Source organism: Luteolibacter sp. Populi (assembly GCF_040801775.1).
GTDB lineage: Bacteria > Verrucomicrobiota > Verrucomicrobiia > Verrucomicrobiales > Akkermansiaceae > Haloferula.
In genome coordinates this window covers 6,433,933-6,454,732 of the sequence record NZ_CP161812.1, presented here as the reverse complement: position 1 = coordinate 6,454,732, position 20,800 = coordinate 6,433,933, and the positions used below count along the sequence as shown (strand labels likewise).

General features: G+C 64.1%; 18 protein-coding genes. 13 read left to right on the top strand and 5 right to left on the bottom strand.

The window, feature by feature from the left end:
- Positions 1 to 78: 78 nt before the first annotated feature.
- Positions 79 to 1,176 carry a hypothetical protein gene (locus ABWK72_RS26280; protein ID WP_367872544.1) on the bottom strand — a complete coding sequence of 366 codons (1,098 nt, stop codon included), beginning with the start codon at positions 1,174 to 1,176 and terminating at the stop codon, positions 79 to 81.
- Positions 1,177 to 1,350: 174 nt separating this feature from the next.
- On the opposite strand from ABWK72_RS26280, the gene ABWK72_RS26275 reads away from it, so the two are divergent.
- From ABWK72_RS26275 to ABWK72_RS26220, 12 genes are all read left to right on the top strand, one after another.
- Positions 1,351 to 1,845: a hypothetical protein gene (locus ABWK72_RS26275; RefSeq protein WP_367872543.1), complete on the top strand. Its 495-nt coding sequence runs from the start codon at positions 1,351 to 1,353 to the stop codon at positions 1,843 to 1,845.
- A 31-nt stretch (positions 1,846 to 1,876) separates the two neighbouring features.
- Complete coding sequence (locus ABWK72_RS26270) at positions 1,877 to 2,236, top strand: hypothetical protein (RefSeq protein ID WP_367872542.1); 360 nt, start codon at positions 1,877 to 1,879, stop codon at positions 2,234 to 2,236.
- A gap of 6 nt (positions 2,237 to 2,242) precedes the next feature.
- A complete protein-coding gene (locus tag ABWK72_RS26265; protein ID WP_367872541.1) occupies positions 2,243 to 2,674 on the top strand; it encodes a DUF4442 domain-containing protein in 432 nt (143 codons plus the stop codon).
- A gap of 77 nt (positions 2,675 to 2,751) precedes the next feature.
- Positions 2,752 to 3,786, top strand: a complete 1,035-nt coding sequence (locus ABWK72_RS26260) for a methyltransferase (RefSeq protein WP_367872540.1) — start codon at positions 2,752 to 2,754, stop codon at positions 3,784 to 3,786.
- Between the two features lie 29 nt (positions 3,787 to 3,815).
- On the top strand, positions 3,816 to 4,319 hold the full coding sequence (locus ABWK72_RS26255) for a GNAT family N-acetyltransferase (protein WP_367872539.1): 504 nt from the start codon (positions 3,816 to 3,818) through the stop codon (positions 4,317 to 4,319).
- A gap of 67 nt (positions 4,320 to 4,386) precedes the next feature.
- The gene (locus tag ABWK72_RS26250; protein WP_367872538.1) at positions 4,387 to 4,707 is read left to right on the top strand and encodes a hydrolase; all 321 of its coding nucleotides are present in this window, start codon (positions 4,387 to 4,389) and stop codon (positions 4,705 to 4,707) included.
- A gap of 111 nt (positions 4,708 to 4,818) precedes the next feature.
- Positions 4,819 to 6,597 (top strand): M2 family metallopeptidase, encoded by a 1,779-nt coding sequence (locus ABWK72_RS26245; protein ID WP_367872537.1) that lies wholly within the window; start codon positions 4,819 to 4,821, stop codon positions 6,595 to 6,597.
- 8 nt (positions 6,598 to 6,605) lie between these two features.
- On the top strand, positions 6,606 to 6,965 hold the full coding sequence (locus tag ABWK72_RS26240; RefSeq protein ID WP_367872536.1) for an MmcQ/YjbR family DNA-binding protein: 360 nt from the start codon (positions 6,606 to 6,608) through the stop codon (positions 6,963 to 6,965).
- A gap of 238 nt (positions 6,966 to 7,203) precedes the next feature.
- Positions 7,204 to 7,581, top strand: a complete 378-nt coding sequence (locus tag ABWK72_RS26235; RefSeq protein WP_367872535.1) for a GntR family transcriptional regulator — start codon at positions 7,204 to 7,206, stop codon at positions 7,579 to 7,581.
- Entirely contained in the window at positions 7,578 to 8,489 is a 912-nt protein-coding gene (locus tag ABWK72_RS26230; protein WP_367872534.1) for an ABC transporter ATP-binding protein, read from the top strand. Before ABWK72_RS26235 ends, ABWK72_RS26230 begins: the two co-directional genes overlap by 4 nt.
- A 12-nt stretch (positions 8,490 to 8,501) precedes the next feature.
- Positions 8,502 to 11,078 (top strand): hypothetical protein, encoded by a 2,577-nt coding sequence (locus ABWK72_RS26225; RefSeq protein WP_367872533.1) that lies wholly within the window; start codon positions 8,502 to 8,504, stop codon positions 11,076 to 11,078.
- 23 nt (positions 11,079 to 11,101) lie between these two features.
- Positions 11,102 to 13,009 carry a hypothetical protein gene (locus ABWK72_RS26220; RefSeq protein WP_367872532.1) on the top strand — a complete coding sequence of 636 codons (1,908 nt, stop codon included), beginning with the start codon at positions 11,102 to 11,104 and terminating at the stop codon, positions 13,007 to 13,009.
- A gap of 15 nt (positions 13,010 to 13,024) precedes the next feature.
- On the opposite strand, the gene frr is transcribed toward ABWK72_RS26220, so the two are convergent.
- From frr to ABWK72_RS26205, 3 genes are all read right to left on the bottom strand, one after another.
- Positions 13,025 to 13,591: a ribosome recycling factor gene (frr, locus tag ABWK72_RS26215; protein WP_367872531.1), complete on the bottom strand. Its 567-nt coding sequence runs from the start codon at positions 13,589 to 13,591 to the stop codon at positions 13,025 to 13,027.
- A gap of 21 nt (positions 13,592 to 13,612) precedes the next feature.
- Positions 13,613 to 14,368 (bottom strand): UMP kinase, encoded by a 756-nt coding sequence (gene pyrH, locus ABWK72_RS26210; RefSeq protein WP_367872530.1) that lies wholly within the window; start codon positions 14,366 to 14,368, stop codon positions 13,613 to 13,615.
- Between the two features lie 97 nt (positions 14,369 to 14,465).
- Complete coding sequence (locus tag ABWK72_RS26205; RefSeq protein WP_367872529.1) at positions 14,466 to 15,005, bottom strand: hypothetical protein; 540 nt, start codon at positions 15,003 to 15,005, stop codon at positions 14,466 to 14,468.
- A 367-nt stretch (positions 15,006 to 15,372) separates the two neighbouring features.
- On the opposite strand from ABWK72_RS26205, the gene ABWK72_RS26200 reads away from it, so the two are divergent.
- Complete coding sequence (locus ABWK72_RS26200; RefSeq protein WP_367872528.1) at positions 15,373 to 19,449, top strand: beta strand repeat-containing protein; 4,077 nt, start codon at positions 15,373 to 15,375, stop codon at positions 19,447 to 19,449.
- Between the two features lie 398 nt (positions 19,450 to 19,847).
- On the opposite strand, the gene fmt is transcribed toward ABWK72_RS26200, so the two are convergent.
- Positions 19,848 to 20,798: a methionyl-tRNA formyltransferase gene (fmt, locus tag ABWK72_RS26195; RefSeq protein ID WP_367872527.1), complete on the bottom strand. Its 951-nt coding sequence runs from the start codon at positions 20,796 to 20,798 to the stop codon at positions 19,848 to 19,850.
- Positions 20,799 to 20,800: the final 2 nt, after the last annotated feature.

Below are 20,800 nucleotides of genomic sequence, written 5' to 3'. Positions count from 1 at the left end.
AGCCGCTTTGGAGCGGGGATTTCACAGTGCCGGTCAATTCCGGATCGGCTGCGAGGTCATCGATCCGTTGGCAGCCGATTACTCTGAAGCTGCCTTCGCAGACCATGGAGAGTCCGCGGGAAGGGTGGCGAGCCAAGCCATGGCAGCTTCCCGGTCCGCTCCCAGCCAGCGGTGGATCGCCTCCTGCGCCGGATGGGGCCGGGAGCCTTGAGCCGGCGGAAGCCCGGCCGCCCATTTCGCCGTGCCTTCGGCATCGTGCTTGGAAAGTTCGTAAATCAAGCGTCCGGCATCGTTGTAATCTTGGCCGGGATCGTCCGCGTGCTTCTCCAGCCATTCCTTGGCAGCCTGGGGATCGGTGTAGGTCAGGCGTTGCAGCGTGACGGGCCACGCGGCTTCCTGCAGTGCGGGAGGCAGACCCTCGTGGATCTGCGCGGCGGAGGGGCTGCCCTTGTCGAGGCTGGCGAGGTCGAAGTAGTCCAACAGGCATTCCTTGGTCACCGGGCTGTCCGCGGGCATGGAGATGAGCTCCTCTCCCAAACGCTTGGCATCGCCATTGGAGTTCCAGGTGATGGCCATCGAGGCAGCGGCGGCATCGAGCCGGGTTACCTTGGGCTGCTTGGCCCAGGCGAGCGCCGCATCGGGGTCGACCTCGAGCCAACCTTCCATCAAGAAGCGCGCGTCGGTGCGGGATTTGCTGTCGGGGTTGGCGGCGAAGTACTCGACGCAGCCAACCGGATCGACCCTTCCCCATTGTTTCCAGAGCCCGTCCCAGACCGCTTGGGAGCAGGAGTTTCCTCCGTCCTGGGCTTGGGCCAACAGGCGGGTGGCCTCGGCCATTTCCTCCTTGGTCATGGCGGCGATGAGACCGCAGAGCATGTCCGCCTGCTTGCGGCCATCGAAGACCAGCGCGCCCTTGGACAGGAGGTCGAGGCGCTGCTGCGGAGTCATGCGCCGCGCGACTTGCTCGGAGAGGCGGCTCATGTTCATCGACCGCTCGGTGTTGCGGATGGCAGCCCTGCCGGAAGGGCCTTCCGCCGTCCGGGAGGCCCCGGAGTCCCCTGCGGCGGCGGGATCCACGGGCGCAGTCCCCTGCCCTGCCGGTGCTGTCCAGCGACCGGCCATGAAGGCGGCGATGGCAAGGACAGCACTGAGAACGTACGCAGGAGTGGGTTTCACGGCTTCCTAGGAGTTAAGGCAATTCCTGTCCTGTCCCCATCCCGGAGTAAATCATGAAAGCAAGAGCCTGCATTTCCAGCTCCCGGGAACGTCCATCCTTGAATTCCGGGTCTCCTACTTTTGAATGATGGCCCAGAAGGCGGAGGAAACAACTCCGCCTCGCTCCGTGCCTCAATGGACAACCTACTAGAATCACTGTGGCGGACCGGGGAGAAGCCTTTCCACGCCGAGACGGTTTACCCGTTGGATGACGTCTTCGTGAGGGACGCGATCGTCGCGATTCGAAGCGCGCTGGGTCACATCGCATGCTACTATCCGTCGGCCCGCCTTTTCGCGTTGGATGATTGGCACGAACACGACGGTATCATCACGGCTCCCAAAGCCACCAGGATCGAGGAACTCAGGGAGCAGGTCGGCTCGGCAGAGGCCTACGTGAAGAATCATTCGGACGACACCTTCGTCTATCGAGCGATCTATCCCGATTCCATGGATTTTGTTCTGCGTTACTGCCTCGGGGATGATGCAGCCGCAGCCCCTTCCAGCCGCACGGTGCATTGGACCTTCACCGGCTACGGCCACGATATCGCGGAGATTCACAAGCGGTGGCATCCTTACCGCCTCGCCTCGGAACCATCGGTGGCGTTTTTCCAAGAGCGTTATGCGGGATAGCAGATGAGGCACGACACGAACCAACACTGAAATGACTTCACCCGAAAACGAAACGGATTTCTCCGACGCCGTGAAGCGCTCCATGCAGATCCGGAAGCTCTACCACGAGCTTGAAAAGCGGAACCACGGGGACCCGTGGACGAAGCAGGAAGACGTGATCGGATTCGTCTATGACGTGGGAGAGCTAGGGCGCATGGTTATGGCGGCCGAGGGGCGCTGGAAGCATCAGGGCGAGCTGGACAAGGATCTGCCGGACAAGCTGGCCGAGTGCCTGTGGTGGCTCTTCGTCCTTTCCGAGCGCCTTGGTATCGACATCAACGCGGCGTTCGCTTCCAAGATGGCGGAATTGGAAGCTTCGCTTTCCTCCAGCTTGGGGAACACGAACGAGTAATAGCTCATGCACGTCACCGATCTCGCCATCAACCGCACGCTCGGGATGCAGCTTGCTCCGGCGGGCAGCGGCCACATTCTGGAGATGCCGGAGTCACCGCTGCTCCTCAATCACGTCGGGACGATCCACGCCAGCGCGCAGTTCGCTTTGGCCGAGGCCGGCAGCGGGGAGTTCCTTTTGGGCCAACTGGGCGATATGAAAAATCAGGTCTTCGCCGTGCTTCGTGCGTCGGAGCTGAAGTTTCGCAAGCCCGCTCACGGTGCCTTGCATGCCTCGGGGAGTTTTGCCGAGGGCAGCGCCGGATCCGTGTCGGGCGAGCTGGCCTCGCGCGGGCGGGCATTGGCAGCGGTGCGGGTCGAGATTGCCGACTCGCAGGGAGTCGTAACCATGACAGGCCGATTTGATTGGTTTCTCCAACGCCTGGCCGTCGCGACCTGAGCACGCGCTGCCCGCGCAGGGCAGGCTTTCAATCGGCGGGCCGGGGTGCTAGGCACCCGTCCAACCCAAGCACCAGAATGAGCCTTGACCCCCAAAACCCGGGCGGCACGCCGCCGCCACACGCCCAATTGATCCAGATGGGGTCTGCCCACTGGATCTCCAAGCTGGTCTATGTCGCCGCCGAACTCGGGCTCGCGGATCACCTCGCGGGCGGGGCCAAGAGCGCCGCCGAACTGGCCGGCCCCACGCTCACCCATGCGCCCTCCCTGCACCGGCTGATGCGCAGTCTTGCCAGCTTGGGAATCCTCACGGAGCGCGAGGAGCAGCGCTTCGCCCTGACGTCGCTGGGCGAGGCCCTCCAGGACGGTGCGCCCGGCTCGGCACGCGCCACTTTGCTCACCTTCGGCAGTCCATGGTTTGTGGCCGGCTTCGAGAACATCCTGTATTCGCTTCAAACCGGTCGCACCGGGTTTGAGAACGCCACCGGCATGGAGGTCTTCGACTACCTCGCCCGGCATCCCCGGGAGGCATCGCTTTTCAGCCAGACCATGGTGGGCTTCCACGGTGCCGAACCTGCGGCGGTCGCGGACGCCTACGATTTCTCCGGATTCAAGACCGTGGTGGATGTCGGCGGTGCCACCGGAAACTTGCTCGGGGTGATCCTCTCCCGCTACCCGGAGCCGCGCGGCGTGCTCTTCGACATGCCGCACGTGGTGGCAGATGCCCCCGCCCTGCTCAAGGACCGCGGCGTCGAGGAACGGGTCAGCATCGAGGGCGGCAATTTCTTCGAGTCCGTGCCCGGCGGTGGCGATGCCTATGTGCTATCGCATGTCATCCATGACTGGACCGAAAGCCAGTGCCTCACGATCCTCGGTCACTGCCGCCAGTCCATGAAAGCGGACGGCCGGCTCCTGCTGGTGGAGATGGTATTACCGCCCGGAGACGCACCGCACCCCGGCAAGATCCTGGACATGGTGATGCTGATCATGCCGGGCGGCCAAGAGCGCACCGAAGACGAATACCGCGCGCTTCTCACCAAGGCCGGCTTCCGCCTGACCCGTGTGATTCCCACCGAATCGGCAGCGAGCGTCATCGAAGCGGTTCCGGCTTGAAAGCGGAGTAACTCCGGCGTCGGGACCCGATGAAAAGCGCTATCTACATCCGGCCGCCAACACTCGCGGACATCGAGAACTTCCTCGCCGCCGCACGCGCCAGCCGCGCTCTCCATCGCCCGTGGATCTATGCGCCGGACACCCCTGCCAAGTTCCGCACCTATCTGGAGCGCATGGCTCCACCTGCGAACTACCCCTTCCTCGTCTGCCGCCGCGATACCGATGCATTGGTCGGGGTCATCAATCTCGGCAACGTCGTCCGGAGCATGCTCCAGAGCGGCTACCTCGGCTACTACGCCTTCGTCGGCCACGAACGCCAAGGCCTCATGGGGCAGGGACTTCAAGCGGTAGTGCGCCACGCGTTCACCTCGCTCAAGCTGCACCGGCTGGAAGCGAATATCCAGCCGGGCAATGCCGCGTCGATCGCACTGGTCTCAGCCTGCGGCTTCAAGAAGGAAGGCTATTCCCCTCGTTATTTGAAAGTCGGCGGGCGTTGGCGGGACCACGAGCGCTGGGCGATCGTGGTACCCTGAGCAAGATCACCCGATCGGAGAATTCCGGTGAGCGATTCGGGCTTCGGCGGCTATCTCTTGGGAAAGCATGAGCACGATCATTTACGTCGATGTCGACGACACCCTGATCCGCACCGTTGGCACCCGGCGGATCCCCATTCCCGCCGTGATCGAGCACGTCCGACGCCTGAAGTCGGACGGCGCGGAGCTCTACCTGTGGAGCGCCGGCGGAGCCGCCTACTGCGAGGAAATCGCGGAGGAACTCGGGATCCGGGATTGCTTCGTCGCCTTCCTGCCGAAGCCCCGTATCATCATCGACGATCAGGAAGTGCGCGACTGGGTCTTCTGCACGACCTTCCATCCCTCGACCTGCACCGGCCGGACCCTGGCCGACTACTTCCGGATCTGAGCGGCGTGAAGTTGCGGCACCGTATTTTCATTCCCGTCAGGGGAGCTTCATGTTAGCCACCGGACCGCCCGGCCATGCGCTTGGGCGAAGAACCGGAAAACGGAGCTATCCATGAGACCATCCCTCCTCGTACTCCTCGCGATCCCCCTCCTCAGCACCGCCCGCGCCGCGGATGCCATGTCCAGCCAGGAGCGTGCAGATCGCTTTCTTTCGCTCGTCAACGCTTCTTACCAAGCTCTCTACTATGTCGAGAGTCAGGCGGTCTGGAAGGCCGCGACCGATGTCACGGACGCGCACGACGCCGCTTCCACGGCCGCATCGAAAGCCCGCGCCGCCTTCATGGGCAACCCTGCTCTCATTGAAGAAACGCGGCAGCTCCTGCGTCTGCGCGGCGATCTGAACGATCTCTCCGTGCGGCAACTCGAGCGCCTGCTGCTCAGCGCGGCGGAGTCGCCGATGACGAACCCGCAACTCACCGCAGCGCGGATCGAGGCCGAGACCGCACAGTCCTCCATCCTCAATAGCTTCGAGTTCAAACTCGCGGGGAAGGTCGTGACGGCAAACGAGATCGACAAGCTGCTCAATACCTCCACCGATCTCGCCGAACGCCGCGCCGTTTGGGAGGCCTCGAAGACTTCGGGCCCCGCTCTCCGCGACGGCCTGGTCAAGCTGCGGGATCTCCGCAACAGCGTCGCCAGGGAGATGGGCCACGCCGACTACTTCTCCCTCCAAGTGGCACACTACGGCCTAAGCACGGAAGAGATGCTGAAGCTGAACGACGACTTCATGGTCGTGCTCGAGCCGCTCTACGCCCAGCTCCACACCTGGACGAAGTACAAGCTCGCCGGGCGATACAAGCAGCCCGTTCCCAAACTGATCCCCGCTCACTGGATCAACAACCGCTGGGCCCAGGAATGGCCCGGTCTCGCCGAGGGCACGGACCTCGGGCCCATGCTGAAGGACCGCACTCCGGAGTGGATCGTGAAGACGGCGGAGAGCTTCTACACCGGCATGGGCTTCGAGAAGATGCCCGCGAGCTTCTGGACCAAGTCGGACCTTTATCCGGTGCCCAAGGGCGGACGGAAGAAGAATACCCACGCTTCCGCCTGGCATCTCGATCTTGACTCAGACATCCGCTCGCTCATGAGCATCGAGCCGGATCCGCGCTGGTTTACCACCGCGCACCACGAGCTGGGACATGTCTACTACTTCATGAGCTACACTCGGCCCGAGGTGCCGCCGCTCCTGCGCGGCGGCGCGAACCCCGGTTTTCACGAAGGCTTCGGGGAACTCACCGGCCTCGCCTCCGCGCAGGTGCCCTACCTCAAGGCGGTCGGCGTACTGCCTGCCGATTTCAAGGCCGATGAGACCGCCTTCCTGCTCAATGACGCCCTCGATGGCGGCATCCCCTTCATCTACTGGTCATCCGGCGTGATGACCCATTGGGAGGCGGATATCTATGCCAGGAACCTGCCTGCCACCGAATGGAACACCCGCTGGTGGAAATACGTCCGCGAGTTCCAAGGTATCGAACCGCCCGCCGAACGGGGCGAGGAATTTTGCGACGCCGCCACGAAGACCCACATCAACGACAACCCTGCCTATTACTGCAACTATGCCTTCGCGCAGGTCTTCAAATACCAGCTTCACGATTACATCGCCCGCAAGATCCTCAAGCAGCCGCCGCAGAGCTGCAGCTACGCGAACAACAAGGAAGTCGGCGACTTCATCCGCAAGATCATGGCCCAGGGAATGACCGGCGACTGGCGGAAGATCCTCCGCGATGCCACCGGGGAGGACCTCAGCACCCGCGCGATGGTCGAGTATTATGCCCCGCTCCTCAAATGGCTGGAGAAGGAGAATGCCGGCCGCCCGATCGGCTGGAAGTGATGCCGCTTATGAAGATCACCGCCATCCGCGACCATGCCCTGTCCCTGCCGGAGGTGACGGAAGAGCCGCATTTTGAAAAGGCCTCCTTCCGCGTTCGCGGCAAGATCTTCGCTACCCTTCCTGCTGAGGAAGAATACCTCCATCTCTTCGTCGCCGCAGAGCACCGCGCCGCTGCGCTGGATGCCCATGCAGATTTCATCGAAGAACTGATGTGGGGCAAGAAAGTCGCGGGCCTCCGTATTTCACTGGCCCACGCCAGCTCCGCGGCCGTGAAGCAACTCGTCACGCAGGCATGGCGCGACAAGGCTCCGAAGGCTCTCGTCGCCAAGCTCGCGACGCTTCCGAAGAAAAGCCGGCCCGATATCTAACAGGCCGTCGGTCATGCAGTGCAGGCAGGGACCTTTCTCCGAAAGGTCCGGCTGGGGCAGGCCCGAACCCTTGCTTCGGCACCGGTTCACCGTGGACCGCCGTCATCCGCCGGACCGCTCGGAGAGCGGTCCCCGCCATTTCAGTGGTGCCGACGAGGTAGCCGCTCCCAACCGAAAAAATCTCCTTGCGATCCGACACCCACCGTATCAATCATACTGATACAGTTGACACCCCGCGATGCTTCCCTTCCGTTTCCACCTTCTCGACGGCCTGCCGGTCTCTGACCAACTGGTCAAGGCCGTGCAGCGCGCCGTGCTGACCGGTGAAATGGCCTCCGGCGAGCGCTTCCCCTCGGTGCGGGTGATCGCTCAGGAACTCAAGATTTCCCCGACCACGGCTCACAAGGCGGTGCTGGAGCTTCGCGATGCAGGCTTTCTCGCGACCCGCCCCGGAGCCGGGATGGTGGTGGTCAAGCCGGCGGGCTCCTCCCGCGAGCAACTGCTTTCCCAACTCGCCCCCGCCTGCCGTGACCTCATCCGCCAGGCGTCCCTGCTCGGCCTGAGCCAAGCCGAAACCCTCGAAGCGCTGCGGCGCACCTACTCCGAACAACCATGAACTCGCTTCTCGAATTCCAGCAGGTCAACCGCCGCTTCGGCCGCTCGAAGGCCCTGAAAGACGCGAGCTTCCGCGTGCCCGCGGGCTCGATCACCGCCCTGTTAGGACCGAACGGCGCGGGCAAATCGACCGCGCTGAAAATCGCCCTCAACCTGCTGCGCCCCTCCTCCGGCACGGTTCGGGTGCTCGGTACCGATTCGCGCAAGCTCGGCCCCGCGGAGCTGGCGCGGATCGGCTACGTCGCAGACGGCATGGAGCTGCCGGAGTGGATGACGGTGGCACAATTCCTCGGCTGGTGCCGGCCGCTCTATCCGAAGTGGGACGTCGATCTGGAGCGCGCGCTGTGCAAGCAATTCGCCCTGCCCGCGGACCGTAAACTGCGGCAGCTCTCCCGCGGCCAGAAGATGAAGGCGGCGCTGGCTTCCGTGCTGTCCTACCGCCCGGAACTGCTGGTGCTCGACGAGCCCTTCTCCGGCCTCGATCCCCTGGTCCGCGACGAATTCATCGCGGGCCTGTTAGAGCTGGCGGGCAGCGAGGGCTTCTCGGTGGTCCTGTCCTCCCACGATATCGAAGAAGTGGACCGCTTGGCCGATCACGTCGTGATGCTGAACAACGGCGAGGTGATCATCGACGAAAGTACGGAAGACCTGCTGGCCCGCCACCGCCGGGTGGAAGTGGTGCTGCCGGAACACTTCGGCGATCTCCCCGCCCTGCCCGCCACCTGGATCGGCGCGGAATCTTCCGGCCGCGTCCTGCGCTTCGCGGATATCGCGCACGAGCCCGCCAGCTTCAATGAACAGGCTGCCCGGATCTTCCCCGGCTGCCCCCCGCCGGATGTGCAGCGCTACAGCCTGCGCGAACTCTTCGTCACCCTCGTCCGCGCCGGCAAGGCGGATGCCGGGGTCTAACAGAAACCCGCCATGAACTTCCGCATCGTCACTCATTTGTTGAAGACCGACTGGCGGCGCCTGCGCTGGCTGCTGCTCGCCTGCTGGGCGATTTTGCTGCTCGCGGCATGGCCGGCCCTAAGCTTCTCGCCCGGGGACTTCGACATGCCGCCATCGGAGGATCCGCTTTACGCTCACGGGAACTCCGGGTTTGACGACGTCTTGGACCAGCATGGGCTCGTCTCGAAGACCGCCCGATGGTCCTTCCTCACCTTCGGGCGGATGAGCATCGGCGCGGTGCTTCTGGTGGCGGGCTGCTTGGGCTTCCACGGTCGCATGTGGTCGGAAGGCCGGCCGGTCAGACGGCGGGAGAGCATCCTGGCGAAAGCCGCCGGGTTGCTGGTCTTCCTGGTGCTACCGCTGGGGCTGCTGGCCTTTGCCGGCGCGCTGCTTCATGGCGTGGCTTGGGGAGAGGCCATTGGCATGGGTGCCGCGCACGCGGGTAGGAAGCTCCCCGCCTTGCTCGGGGTGATGCTCTTCGGCACCTACTGCGGCCGTTGGTGGACCTGGCTGGCGGGAATGTTCGGGATGGCCCTGTTCTGCATGGTGCTGCCGCGGGCCCTGATGATGGCCCTATGGCCCGGTCCCGACTGGTTCTCGAACCCGCTCACACCCATCGGGGAGTCTTCTTTCTTTCCCTTCATCCAAAACCTGTGGCTGGCCGTTATTCTCTTGGGAGTCTTGCTGCTGCGGGTACCGCGGGACCTGTCCGGAGCGCGCAAGGTGGGAATCGCCCTCGTCTCCATCGTCTTTGGCTGCCAGCTCACCACATATCTATCCATGCGCTCTTGGCGTGGCGAAAATCCTTTGGCCAAGCTCCCGGATTGGAGCGCCACGGTGAGGCCGGAGCTAGAGACCAGCAGCCTCGAAGCCTCGATCGATCGCGGCGTGATCGGCTGCGGCCCCTATCGCCGCTCGATCACAAGCTTTGACGACGAGTCCTATATGAACCTGCTGCTGCCGCTGAAGCCCGGCGGCCTGCCGCCCGGCAGCTATGTGACCTGGCGACCGGAGGGGCGCTCCTCACTGAAGGCGGGAGACAGGACCCTCAGCCAAACTCCGGCCAATGAGCGGGTTGTCGGCTGGGATGGCATCTATCTAGGGGAGGCGGATGAAAATGTTCTCACTGCCATCGTGAAACCGGAAGGCGGCAAGCTCCGCTGGGACAGTCCCTCATCCCTGGTGGACAGCCGGATCTGCGGGGAGATCTTCACGCCGATCGCGGCAGAGGACCTTTCCCCGGTCGAGTTGGAGATGAAGCTACAGGGCCTCGTCGTCCATCTCGAGAAGATCGTCGATGTGCCTCTGGGCGCGCCGGTCACCGTGAAGGCGGAGGGCATCGAATTCCACATCCGCCGGCTGGATCTGCCAGGCTACCAACCGGTGGCGGATCTCTGCTACGTCGCCCCCGGGAAACACGGCATGAACCGCCTCTCGACACCACTCGAGGATTGGTTGCCGGTGATTTATCTCCCCGGCGAGTCGATGGCACGCCAGCCTTGGGTCGCGCACTCCGGCACCATGACGCTGGCTCCGGGCCTCAATGCGGTCCGCTTCCTCTACCACACCGGCCAGACCTCGGGCGGCAAGCGTGACTTGAAGGGCTACGACCAAGCTCGTTTCATGCTGGTGAAGCGGAGATACCTCGCCACCGCGAAGGCAGAACTCCGCACCCCGCCCCTACCCCTCACCGTCACGCACGAAGGTCAGGACCGGGAAGCCCGCAGCCACTCCGATCCGCCGCCCTTTAACAGCCGTCCCGACCCTGCCACCACGAGCCCGCAGGCATTCGAGAAATGGCTGAAGCTCTCCTACGCGGTCTTCGATAAAGACTGGGGCGGCAGGAACATCGCCGACTACGTGCCCCGCCATATGGACCGCATCTTGCGCCGCCGCATGAACCTGTCCCCGCCCCACCCTCCGGAAGGCCGGGCCTTGGAGCTCGCATGCCCGGAAAACCGCAAGCGGGAAGTGATCGATGCCCTGCTGCCGACAAACCGGGATCCGCAATCAAACTGGATCCCCGACGTGCTAATCCGCCGTGGCTGGGTCACGGATGCCAAGCCGGAGATCCTCCGGATGCTCGGGGAGGACGAGGTGGCGAACAATATCTTCACCCAACTGATGGTGATGGAGCTGGAAGATCCGCAGACCTATCCCGCCTTGCTAAACCAGAAGCTTGGGTTCGAAACCTATCAACGTCTCCGCCTGCTGCCCGGAATCGAACCACGACTGGCGGAAATGGCGGCCAGGACATTCCGCGAGGCCGAAGAGTCCTATGCGGACAGAAAGCCGAGCGACAGGATCTACCCATATCTCATCCCCGCCTCACACGGCAATCCGCAGGCCCTCGCCCGTCTCCTCGAAAACTGGGAGAAGATCGAGCCCATCTACCGCCGCACCCGTGCCGAGTACCTCCGCGAAGTCATCCAGCTTCCCGGTGCCCCGGATGACTGGCGGGCGGTGCTGGGCGCGCTGGCCGGGCGGCAGGTCGCCGACTTCCGCTTCGATCCCTTGGCCCGCCAGTGGCTGCCGGTCACCAGCCCCTGAGACCATCACCGATCCCGCCTGCCATGAAATCCTTCCTGCATGCCTTCCGCCTCACCTTCCGCCGCTTCCGCTGGGAGATCCTCGGCTACTGGATTCTCAGCATTGCCGTGGTGGCGATAGCTGCCACGAATCCGCCTCCGCTGGAATACATGCGCTCCGGGTCGCGCGGGATCGTGCCGGATTATTCCAAGCTGGAGATCCTCGCCGCCTGCTGGCTGATCCTGCGGCTGGTGCTCTCCGAGCCGGTCTTCCTGACCCAGGGCGGCTGGGGCACCCGGCCGCTGGGGCGGACCGCGGTCTGGGCCGCTCCCTTCGCGGTACTCGCCCTGGCACTCCTGCCATCGCTGCTGGCGCGCTTGGTCGCGATCGCCGCGCTGACCAAGCCGGATATTCGGGTCTGGGGCGATCTCTTCCTGAACAATCTGCTGGTGGCCATGCTGGTTCCCGCCTTGGCCGCGGTCCTGGTGCGCTCGATAGGCGGGGCTCTGTGGGGAAAAGATCCCGGGCCGGCGCGGAAGGCCGCCTGCGGGATCCTCGCTCTTCTGGCTCTCACGGCGTGGCTTCACCCCCTCACGGCCCGCTATCTCTATCAAGGCCGGCGTGGCATGAGCTGGAGCGGTGCGGGGACCTACAGCTACGGAATCCTTCTTCCCGCGCTGCGGGAGGAACTCCCCGCCGGAGTAAAATTCCATGACACTGGCTCCGCCTACTGGCGCCTCGAGAGCGGAATGAAGACCACGCCCCAGCGCGAACTTCTGCGCCTCGCTCCCGTGGAGGGAGCCGTGGCTCGCGGAAAAGGAGTGGCACTCCGGATCCTCCGGGTGGAACCCCGCGGCGACAGACTGGAGATGGACATCGCCGTGACCCTGGCGCAGGGCAACCTCCGGAATCCAAAGCCCCCCACGCTGCTCCTGCACTTTCCGGGCAACCACTATTCCTTCCGCCAGCGCGGCGGCCTCGGCCAGACCACCTACCGGCTCGAGGCCTTCCCCGTGTTCGAGCTGCGCTGCGACGGCAGCTACGAGGCACCGGAAGAGCACCCGGACTGGGAATGGCTGCTGCCGCAGTTGGAAATCGTGGCATTCGGCAATGACTACTCCCGGCCACCCTTCTTCCACGACCCGTCCAAGGAAGAAGTGCAGGAGGAGCGGAATCGTGACCCCAAGCCAGAGGAACTGCCGCCGCTCCCGCCCGGGATCGCCGGGGAAGTCACCGAGGTCTTCAACGGCTTGGACTACGACCGGGACTGGAACAAGCGAGAGCCGATGAAGGCCAAGGGCGAGACCATCCCTTACGAGGGCATGCCACACGTGCTGGCGCGGCACCCCTGGTCGGACACGGCGTGGAACCTTTTCGTGAAGTCCTTCCTCCTCAAGCACGCGGCGGAGTCCGACAAGCCGGCCTTGTTGGAGCGCATGACCACCGAGCCGCGGCTTGGGGAGATCTTCATCGCCAAAGGTTGGAAAACCGAGGCCATGCCGCTGCTGCGCGGCTTCTGCCAGGCACGGCTGCCGCTCGATGCGGTCTCGCTCGGTGCCCTGATCGAAGAAAAGGACCCGGCGCTTGCGGCGGACATCGCGGCCTTGGTAGCCCGACTCCCGGGGGACCTGTCATCCTTCGAGCCGCGGCTTCGCGAGTATCCCGGCTTCGATTGGGCGGGCTTCGTCAGCCAAGGCTGGCGCTTGCGGAAGTATGCTTACCGCAGGGAGGTGCAGACCCCGCCCTTCGACCGCTGGGCCGCACGGCAGGGCGATGCGATTGCGCTCCAATTCGTCGCGGAGAAGGCGGCCCGCGGCGAAAGCGGATATGAGGATAGCCTGCGCGGCCTGATCGCAGGGCAGCCGCAGGATGCCATCGGCTACGCGCGGACGAATCTGGGGAAGATGAAGTTCGACGCGGGAACCAGGACTTGGAGCGGCAGTGTCCCCTAGCCCACCCGGGACAGCTTACACCTTCATCACTTCCTTCTCCTTCGCCACCACCTGCTCGTCGATGACCTTCACGTACTTGTCGGTCAGCTTCTGGACCTCCGCCTCGTGATCCTTCTGGCCGTCTTCGGTCAGGAGGTTGTCGTTCTTGAGCTTCTTGGCCATGTCCATGCCCTCCTTGCGGGCGGAGCGGACGCGGACCTTCGCCTCCTCGGCCAGCTGTTTGACCAGCTTCACCATCTGGATACGGCGCTCTTCGGAAAGCTCGGGAATCGGGATCCGCAGGGAGGCACTGGCGGCCGCCGGATTCAGGCCGAGACGCGATTCGCGGATCGCGCGCTCGACGTCCTGGGTGGTCGCGGGGTCGAAGACCTTCACCTCCAGAAGACGGGCTTCCGGCGCGGTGATCATCGCCAGTTGCTTCAGCTTCATCGTGCTGCCGTAGCTGTGCACGTGGACGTCGATGTTCTCGATCAGTCCGGGCGAGGCCTTGCCGGTGCGGACGGTGGCGAACTCATGCTGAAGGTACTCCACGGCCTTCTCCATGGTGTCTTCGGTTTCAAGAATAGCGGTCTCCGGGTCCATGGTCAAAAAGGGGAAATCAATTCACTCGAGGATCGTCGACTCGGCGCTCACCACCGTGCCGATCTGCTCGCCGCGCAGCGCCTTGGTGATATTGCCCACCGGCGCGAGGTCGAAGACCACGATCGGGATGTGGTTGTCCATGCACAGGCTGAAGGCGGTCGAGTCCATCACCTTGAGCTGCTTGGTGATGCAATCGTGGAAGCACACGCGGCTGTAGCGCTTGGCATCCGGGTTCTTCTTCGGGTCGGAATCGTAGACGCCGTCCACCATCGTCGCCTTGAAGACCACCTCCGCACCCATCTCGCTGGCGCGCAGCGCGGCAGTGGTATCGGTAGAGAAGAAGGGGCTGCCCGTGCCGGCGGCGAAGATCACCACCCGATGCTCGGAAAGGTGGCGCTCGGCCTTCCGGCGGATGAAGGTCTCCGCGACGTTCTTCATCTCGATGGCCGACTGGACCACGCAGGTCACGCCGTGGTGTTCCAGCGAGCCCTGGATCGCCAGCGAGTTCATCACCGTCGCCAGCATGCCCATGTAGTCGGCCGTCGCACGGTCCATGCCGCGGGCGCTGGCAGCGGCTCCGCGCCAGAAGTTCCCGCCGCCGACCACGATCCCGAGTTGCAAGTCCCCCGGTGCCAAGGCATCGCGGACCTCCCTGGCGATCCGCTCGACGATTTCGGGCGAAATATTGTCGGTGCTTCCGGGTTCACGCAGGGCCTCCCCGCTGAGTTTCAGGATGGCTCTCTTGAAGCAGCGGGAGGAAGACTCGGAAAAACTCATTCGATGCGTCGCGTTGCGTCATCCAAACAAGCGCGCACGGGGTTTGAAAAGGTAAAAGGCGGCATTCTCGCCCGGGCCGCACTTTGCACCATCCCCTTCAAGGCCCGCCCAGCGCGTAGTTGGTCTCCAGATCCTTTAGCGAGGCGGTGCCGTCGTTCACGCCCTCCAGGGTGATCCCGACCTTCAGCGGCTCCGATTGTGGCTTCTGATACTCTTCCAAGGTCTTGCGGATGGCCACGAGCGCGAGCTTCAGGACTTGGCGGGCGGTGAGATCCACACCCTCCGGGACGGTCAGGTTGGCCACGTTCAGGCGGACCTTCAGGCCGTCCTCCCCCATCTCGGCGGCGATGGCAATGTTGCAGAGGACCAGCAGATTGACCTCCTCCACCTTGTAGTTCGGATTGTTGCTGGGGAATTTGTGCGGCGTCCGGATCGAGTCCACCAGCACCTCCGGGAAGGCTCCCGTCAGCGCCATCGGCCGGCTGGCGACCGTCGCCTGCAGCGCCTCGCCGGTATCCGTGATCCCATCATCCACATCCGTGCCGTGCATGCTCAGCGGCTCGAAAATTGGGATCACCGAAATGGTCGTGGCCGGGAGCGGCATCGCGAGAGCCAGCAGGGTAAAAAGCACTTTCATCACAGCCATACTGTCTACATCCCCCTTTTTAATCGAGGCAAATAGCCGGTCTTCGACAGCTTCCTAAAACACATGGCCTATCATAACCTGACCCGGAACAGCGCTGCGGGCTCCGCCCTATTAGGAAATTCCGGCCGAATTCAAGCCAGATTGTGACGATTTTCAAGTTTATCGAATCGTATACTACTCATTATTAGCAAGGTACAGAAACCCACTCTAAACCCGTAGGTTTCCCGATCCGGGTATCGCGGCTACACCTCGCCTTCGGATGGCGCTCCGCGCCGTTCTAGAACCCGCAAGATCCCAAGAGACCTTTATGAAGCCCAGTACGAATCGTATCATCCCCCAGAGCATCTGCGCTGCCTGCGTGGCACCACTTCTCACTTTCTCCTCCGCCTCGGCCGAAGTCCTGAACTTCAACGAGGGCAATTCCACCAACGTGTGGACACTCCCCACGGGACCCAACCTGCTGAACGGCACCACCGCCACCGGCACCTTGAGTGTCCAGGAAGGCTCCTCGCCCTTCTGGGCCACCCTGACGGACGGAGTCCTCGGAATCCCGGGCAACAACGGCCAAGTCGTCACCCCGGTCGACGGCGAATCGGTGACCTTCCCCCTGGATATCGCGGCACAGCCCGCCGGCTATGACATCACCACCTTCGATGCCTATGCCACCTGGGCCGACACCGGACGCAGCAACCAGAACTTCACCCTCCAGTATTCGACCGTCGCGGATCCCCTGACCTTCATCGATATCGTCACGGTCGACAATCGCGATTCATTCCTCCACCGCTCCACCCACACCAGCCTGACCGATACCACGGGCGTGCTGGCCTCCGGAGTGCACTCCGTGAGGCTCCTCTTCGCCGCCCAGGAGAACGGCTACGTCGGCCTCAGCGAGCTCAAGCTGACGGCCGTTCCGACCAACGTGACCACCTTGCTCGAGTCCAACGCGACCAATGAATGGACCCTCCCGGTCGGGGACAATCTCCTGGACGGCACCACGGTCGTCGACCCTCCCTCCGCGGCGGGTAATGACCATGGCAATGGCGACATCACTTCCGCGGATTGGTCGACCTTGACCGACGATAGCGTCGGCGTTGCTGGCGACTTCGGAACCAGCGTCGCCCCCGCCAACATGACCACGGTGACCTTCCCCCTGGATACCTCGGAGAATTTCAACGGCTACAACCTGACCTCGTTCGACTCCTACTGCGCCTGGGCTAACAGCGGACGGGACAATCAGGACATCACCGTCAGCTATTCGACGGTGGCGAATCCCGCCACCTTCATCAAGATCGGCAATGCGGTGATCCACACCACCGGCGACAGCGCCACCCACGTCCGCATCACCCCGGTCTCCGGCTTCCTCGCCACCGGCGTCGCCGCGGTCCAGATCAGCTTCGGCCATCAGGAGAATTCCTATGTCGGCTACCGGGAATTCATCGCCTTGGGATCCCCGGCCCCCGTCTCGAATGCCCTCACTTGGAAAGGCGGCACCATTGATGTGGGCAGTGCCAACTGGATTGACGGCGCGGACAACAACTGGAAGAAAACCAGCGACGGATCCCCCGCCAATTTCAGTTCCCTCTCGGCCCTGACCTTCGACGGCACCGGGATCAACCGGAACATCAACTTGCCCGCCCCCCTGACCGCCGCGGTCGTGGGATTCTCCAATACGGCCGCCACGCCCTACACGTTCGGCGGCCAACTCCTCACCGTGACCCTCGGCGTGGCGTCGTCGGGAGACGGCAGTGCCACCTTCAACAATCCGGTGCACGCGACCACCGGCGTCACCTTGTCGGGCAGCGGCAGCCTGGCCTTCAACGGGGCCTTGGAAGCGAACGGCCTGACCCTCTCCGGCAACGGCGGCATCACTCTGAACGCGGCCAATCCGGCGCTCACCGGAGTGTCCTCGATCAGCGATGGCACGCTCACCGTGTCCAACGACAACGGCCTCCAGAATGCGGCATTGGTCGCGACCGGCGGGATCGTCCGCTTCACCTCGGCCGCGCCAAGCGTCGCCAGCATCTCCGGCATCTCCGGCTCCTCGATCATCCTAGGCAATGGCACCGGGCCGGTGAATACCAATCTGTCCGTGGGCGACACCAGCTCGGTCACCACCTTCGCGGGAGACATCACCGCCGCGGCCGGCACGACCAGCAGGCTCACCAAGACCGGTACCAGCACCCAGATCCTGTCCGGGGTGAATGACTACACCGGAGTCACCACGGTTTCCGGCGGTGTGCTTCAATTCGACCAGCCCCCCTCGCTCTACAATGGCAATACGGCTTCCTGGACCGCGGGCAATCTCGTCGTCGCCGCGGGCGGCACCCTCGCCTTCAATGTCGGCACCTTCAACGAATTCACCGACACCGACATCAGCACGCTCGCCCTCGGTGGATTCCAGCCGGGTTCCGCCTTGGGCATCAACAATGCCGAAGCCTTCACCCTGGCCCGGGATCTGACCCAGACGGGGCTCGGGCTCTACAAGTCCGGCATCGGCACCCTGACCGTGACCGGAAACAACACCTCGAACGGTGCCTCCACGATTATTGCGGGCAGGGTCAACGCCGCGAGCCTCAGCGGCACCTCCTTCGGTGGTAACCTCACCATCGGCAATGCCACCGCGGATGTCTTCCTGAACATGGGCGCAAGCAACCAGTTCGGCACGGGCAGCGTGTTGAGCTTCGCGAATGGCGACTCCCGCCAGTCGAAGCTCAATCTCCGCGGCTTCAGCCAGACGCTCGCCGGTCTCGACAGCGCGCCCTTGCCTGCCAACCGCGTTCCCCTGATCCAGAATGACGAGATTGCCCTGCCGGATTACCCCGGGGTGGTCGCCGGTCCCGTAACCCTGACCCTCGACACCGCCACCGATCACAGCTTCTTCGGTCTCATCCGCAACGGCGACGGCGGCGGCGCCGTCTCCCTCATCAAGAACGGCGTCGGCACCCAGGAATTCCGCAACGTTACGACGGTGCAAGCCTTCGGCTACAGCGGCCCGACCACCATCAACCAGGGCGCGCTCAAGCTGAACTTCACCGCCGGCAATTCCACTTTTGCTTCGGACGTGACGATCAACAGCCCCGCCATCCTGCAGTTCGACGGGTCCTTCAACTTCACCCGGACCATCTTGGGTGACGGCAAGGTCGTGAAGACCGGACCCGGCCTGGTCAGCTTGGTCAACGAGAGCGGCATCGCCAACGCCAACAGCTACACCGGCGGCACCGTCATCGAAGAAGGCACCCTGAAGTTCTACACCACCGGCCCGAACACCGGGGACGGAAACGGCCCGGGCCAGTTCTGCGTCGCCGGACCGATGCATCCCTCCAACGTGATCACCGTGAAGAGCGGTGCCAGGGTCGGAGTCGGCGGCGTTGCTCCCTTGGGCCAATCGCCCGTCTTGCCGCAGTTCGCGCCGACCATCAATATCGAACCCGGCGGTGCGCTCTGGGGCAGTGAGGGCACCAACATCGCCTTCGTCGCCAACCTCAACCTCGACGGCGCCACGGTTGACGTCACCGCCGGCAGCGGCATCGGCGGCTTCAATACCAACATGACCTTCGTCGGAACGGTCGTCGTCGGCGGGGTCAGCTCGAATCCCTCGGTGGTTTCCACCTCCGGAACCGGACCGAATGCCAATGTCTCGCTCGGATCGGTCGGCCTGCCCGGGACGACCTTCCAAGTCGCCAATGTCACGAATTCGGTCGCTCCCGATCTCATCGTCAACTCGAACTTGAGGAACGTGCACTCCAATCCCTCGCCGCTCACCAAGACCGGCCCCGGGACCATGCAACTGGTCGGCTTCAAGGACTACACCGGCACCACCCGCGTGATGGAAGGCGTGCTCGAACTGGATACCGCGACCCTCGCGGATTCGGGCAACGTGGTCATCGACGCGACAGGTACCCTGAATCTCCAGCACTCGGACTTGGACCTCGTCGGCCAGCTCACGCTGAACGGCACGACGGTGGAACCCGGCATCTACGGATCCACCACCAACGCTACGCCCGGCATCATCCAGACCCCGCGCATCACGGGTACCGGCACCTTGGAAGTGACGGTCGGCCCGGCGGTGACCTACGACCAATGGTCCGCGGTGATCCCTAACGTGAACGACCGCGACCGCAGCGATGACCCGGACACCGACGGCTTCACCAACCTCGACGAGTTCCTCTTCGGCACCTCGCCGATCGCAGGCAACGCTTCGCTCGCCCAGTTCGAGGACGACGGCACCAACCTGATCATCCGCTGGAACCAGCGCGCGAACAGCCCCAGCGTCTATGTCCTCCAGGAAAGCACCACCATGGAAAACCCATGGCCCGCCAGCACGGCGATCATCACCGACAATCAGTTCCAAGATGTGCCGGGCTACGTCAGCAAGCAGGCCGTGATTCCGGTCACCGGCGCCCGCAAGTTCGTGCGCGTCCAAGGGACCGAATGAGCCTGAGCGCCGCGCTGGAGCGGTAGATTGATCCAAACTCCCGGAGATGCCCTAACAGGTGTCCCCGGGAGTTTTTGCGTCGGGGCATTCCCGACAGCCGCCGTGGCCTGAAGCAGCCCGCCCTGCCCGTTACCCCCATCAGGTCCCGCCCTATGCCTGCCCCCGGGACCGCGGAGGCACTGCCCCGCAGAATGGTCCATAGCAGCGCTATCCATCGCGCGGAGGTGGTGGATAGCGCCGTCGCTTGGCTGCCTAGCTCTCCATGCCCAAGGCAGCCGGGGACATTCTGCGGGGCAGTGCCCCCGCGCTCCCGGGCGCTGGCGCGTCGATCTCTATACAAGCAATCCGCGGCAGCAGCACCGCGGATGGCGACTCTGGAGCCCGATCTTCAAGCCCCCCTACCTCAACCCCGGCAGCTCTCGCCCGTGAAACCCCCTCGCCCACTCCGCCGCGGCCATCCGCCGTGAACCATCCACCTGCACCTCCCCCAGTTCCAGAAACCCGTTCCCACACGCCACCCTCACCCCCCCGGTCTCCACCAGCGACACCACGCCAGGCAAGCCCGCATCCCCCTCCCCAACCTCCGCCGGGAAAATCTTGATCCGCTTCACCTTCCCCCCGTCGACGATCTCCGTCCACGTCCCGGGCCAAGGCTCATAGGCGCGGATCCGCCGCGCGAGCCGCCCGGCATCCCAGGTCCAGTCAAGCCGTCCCTGATCGCGCTCCAGCTTCGGCGCATACGTCGCGAGATCAGGATCCTGTGGAACCCGCGGCGCGGTCCCCGCGAGCAGCGCCGGCAACGCCTCCGCCAAGGCTTCCGCCGCCAGATCCGCCATCCGGTCGTGAATCATCCCACCGGTGTCCCCCTCCCCGATCGCGATGGACCGGGCGAGGATGATATCCCCCGCATCGAGCTTTGCCACCACATGCATGACCGTGACCCCGGTCTCTCTGTCACCCTCGTCGATCGCCGCCTGGATGCAGGAGGCCCCGCGGTGGCGCGGCAGCAGGGAGGCGTGGAGATTGATACAAGCGAGCCGCGGGATCGCGATCAAAGCCTTCGGCAGGATCTGCCCGTAAGCCATGACCACGATCAAGTCCGGCGCAAGCTCGCGCAGGGCGGCCAGACCGGCCTCGTCCCGCACGCTTTCCGGCTGGAGCACCGGGATCCCCGCTTCCAGGGCCACCCGCTTGATCGGCGGCGGCGTGAGCTCGCGATGCCTGCCCGCCGGCTTGTCCGGCTGGGTGACCAGCGCGAGCGGGCGCGGCCCGGACTCGATCAGGCGGCGGAAGGAAGGAATCGCGATCTCACCGCTGCCGAAGAAGATCACGCGGGCGTCATCCGGCATCA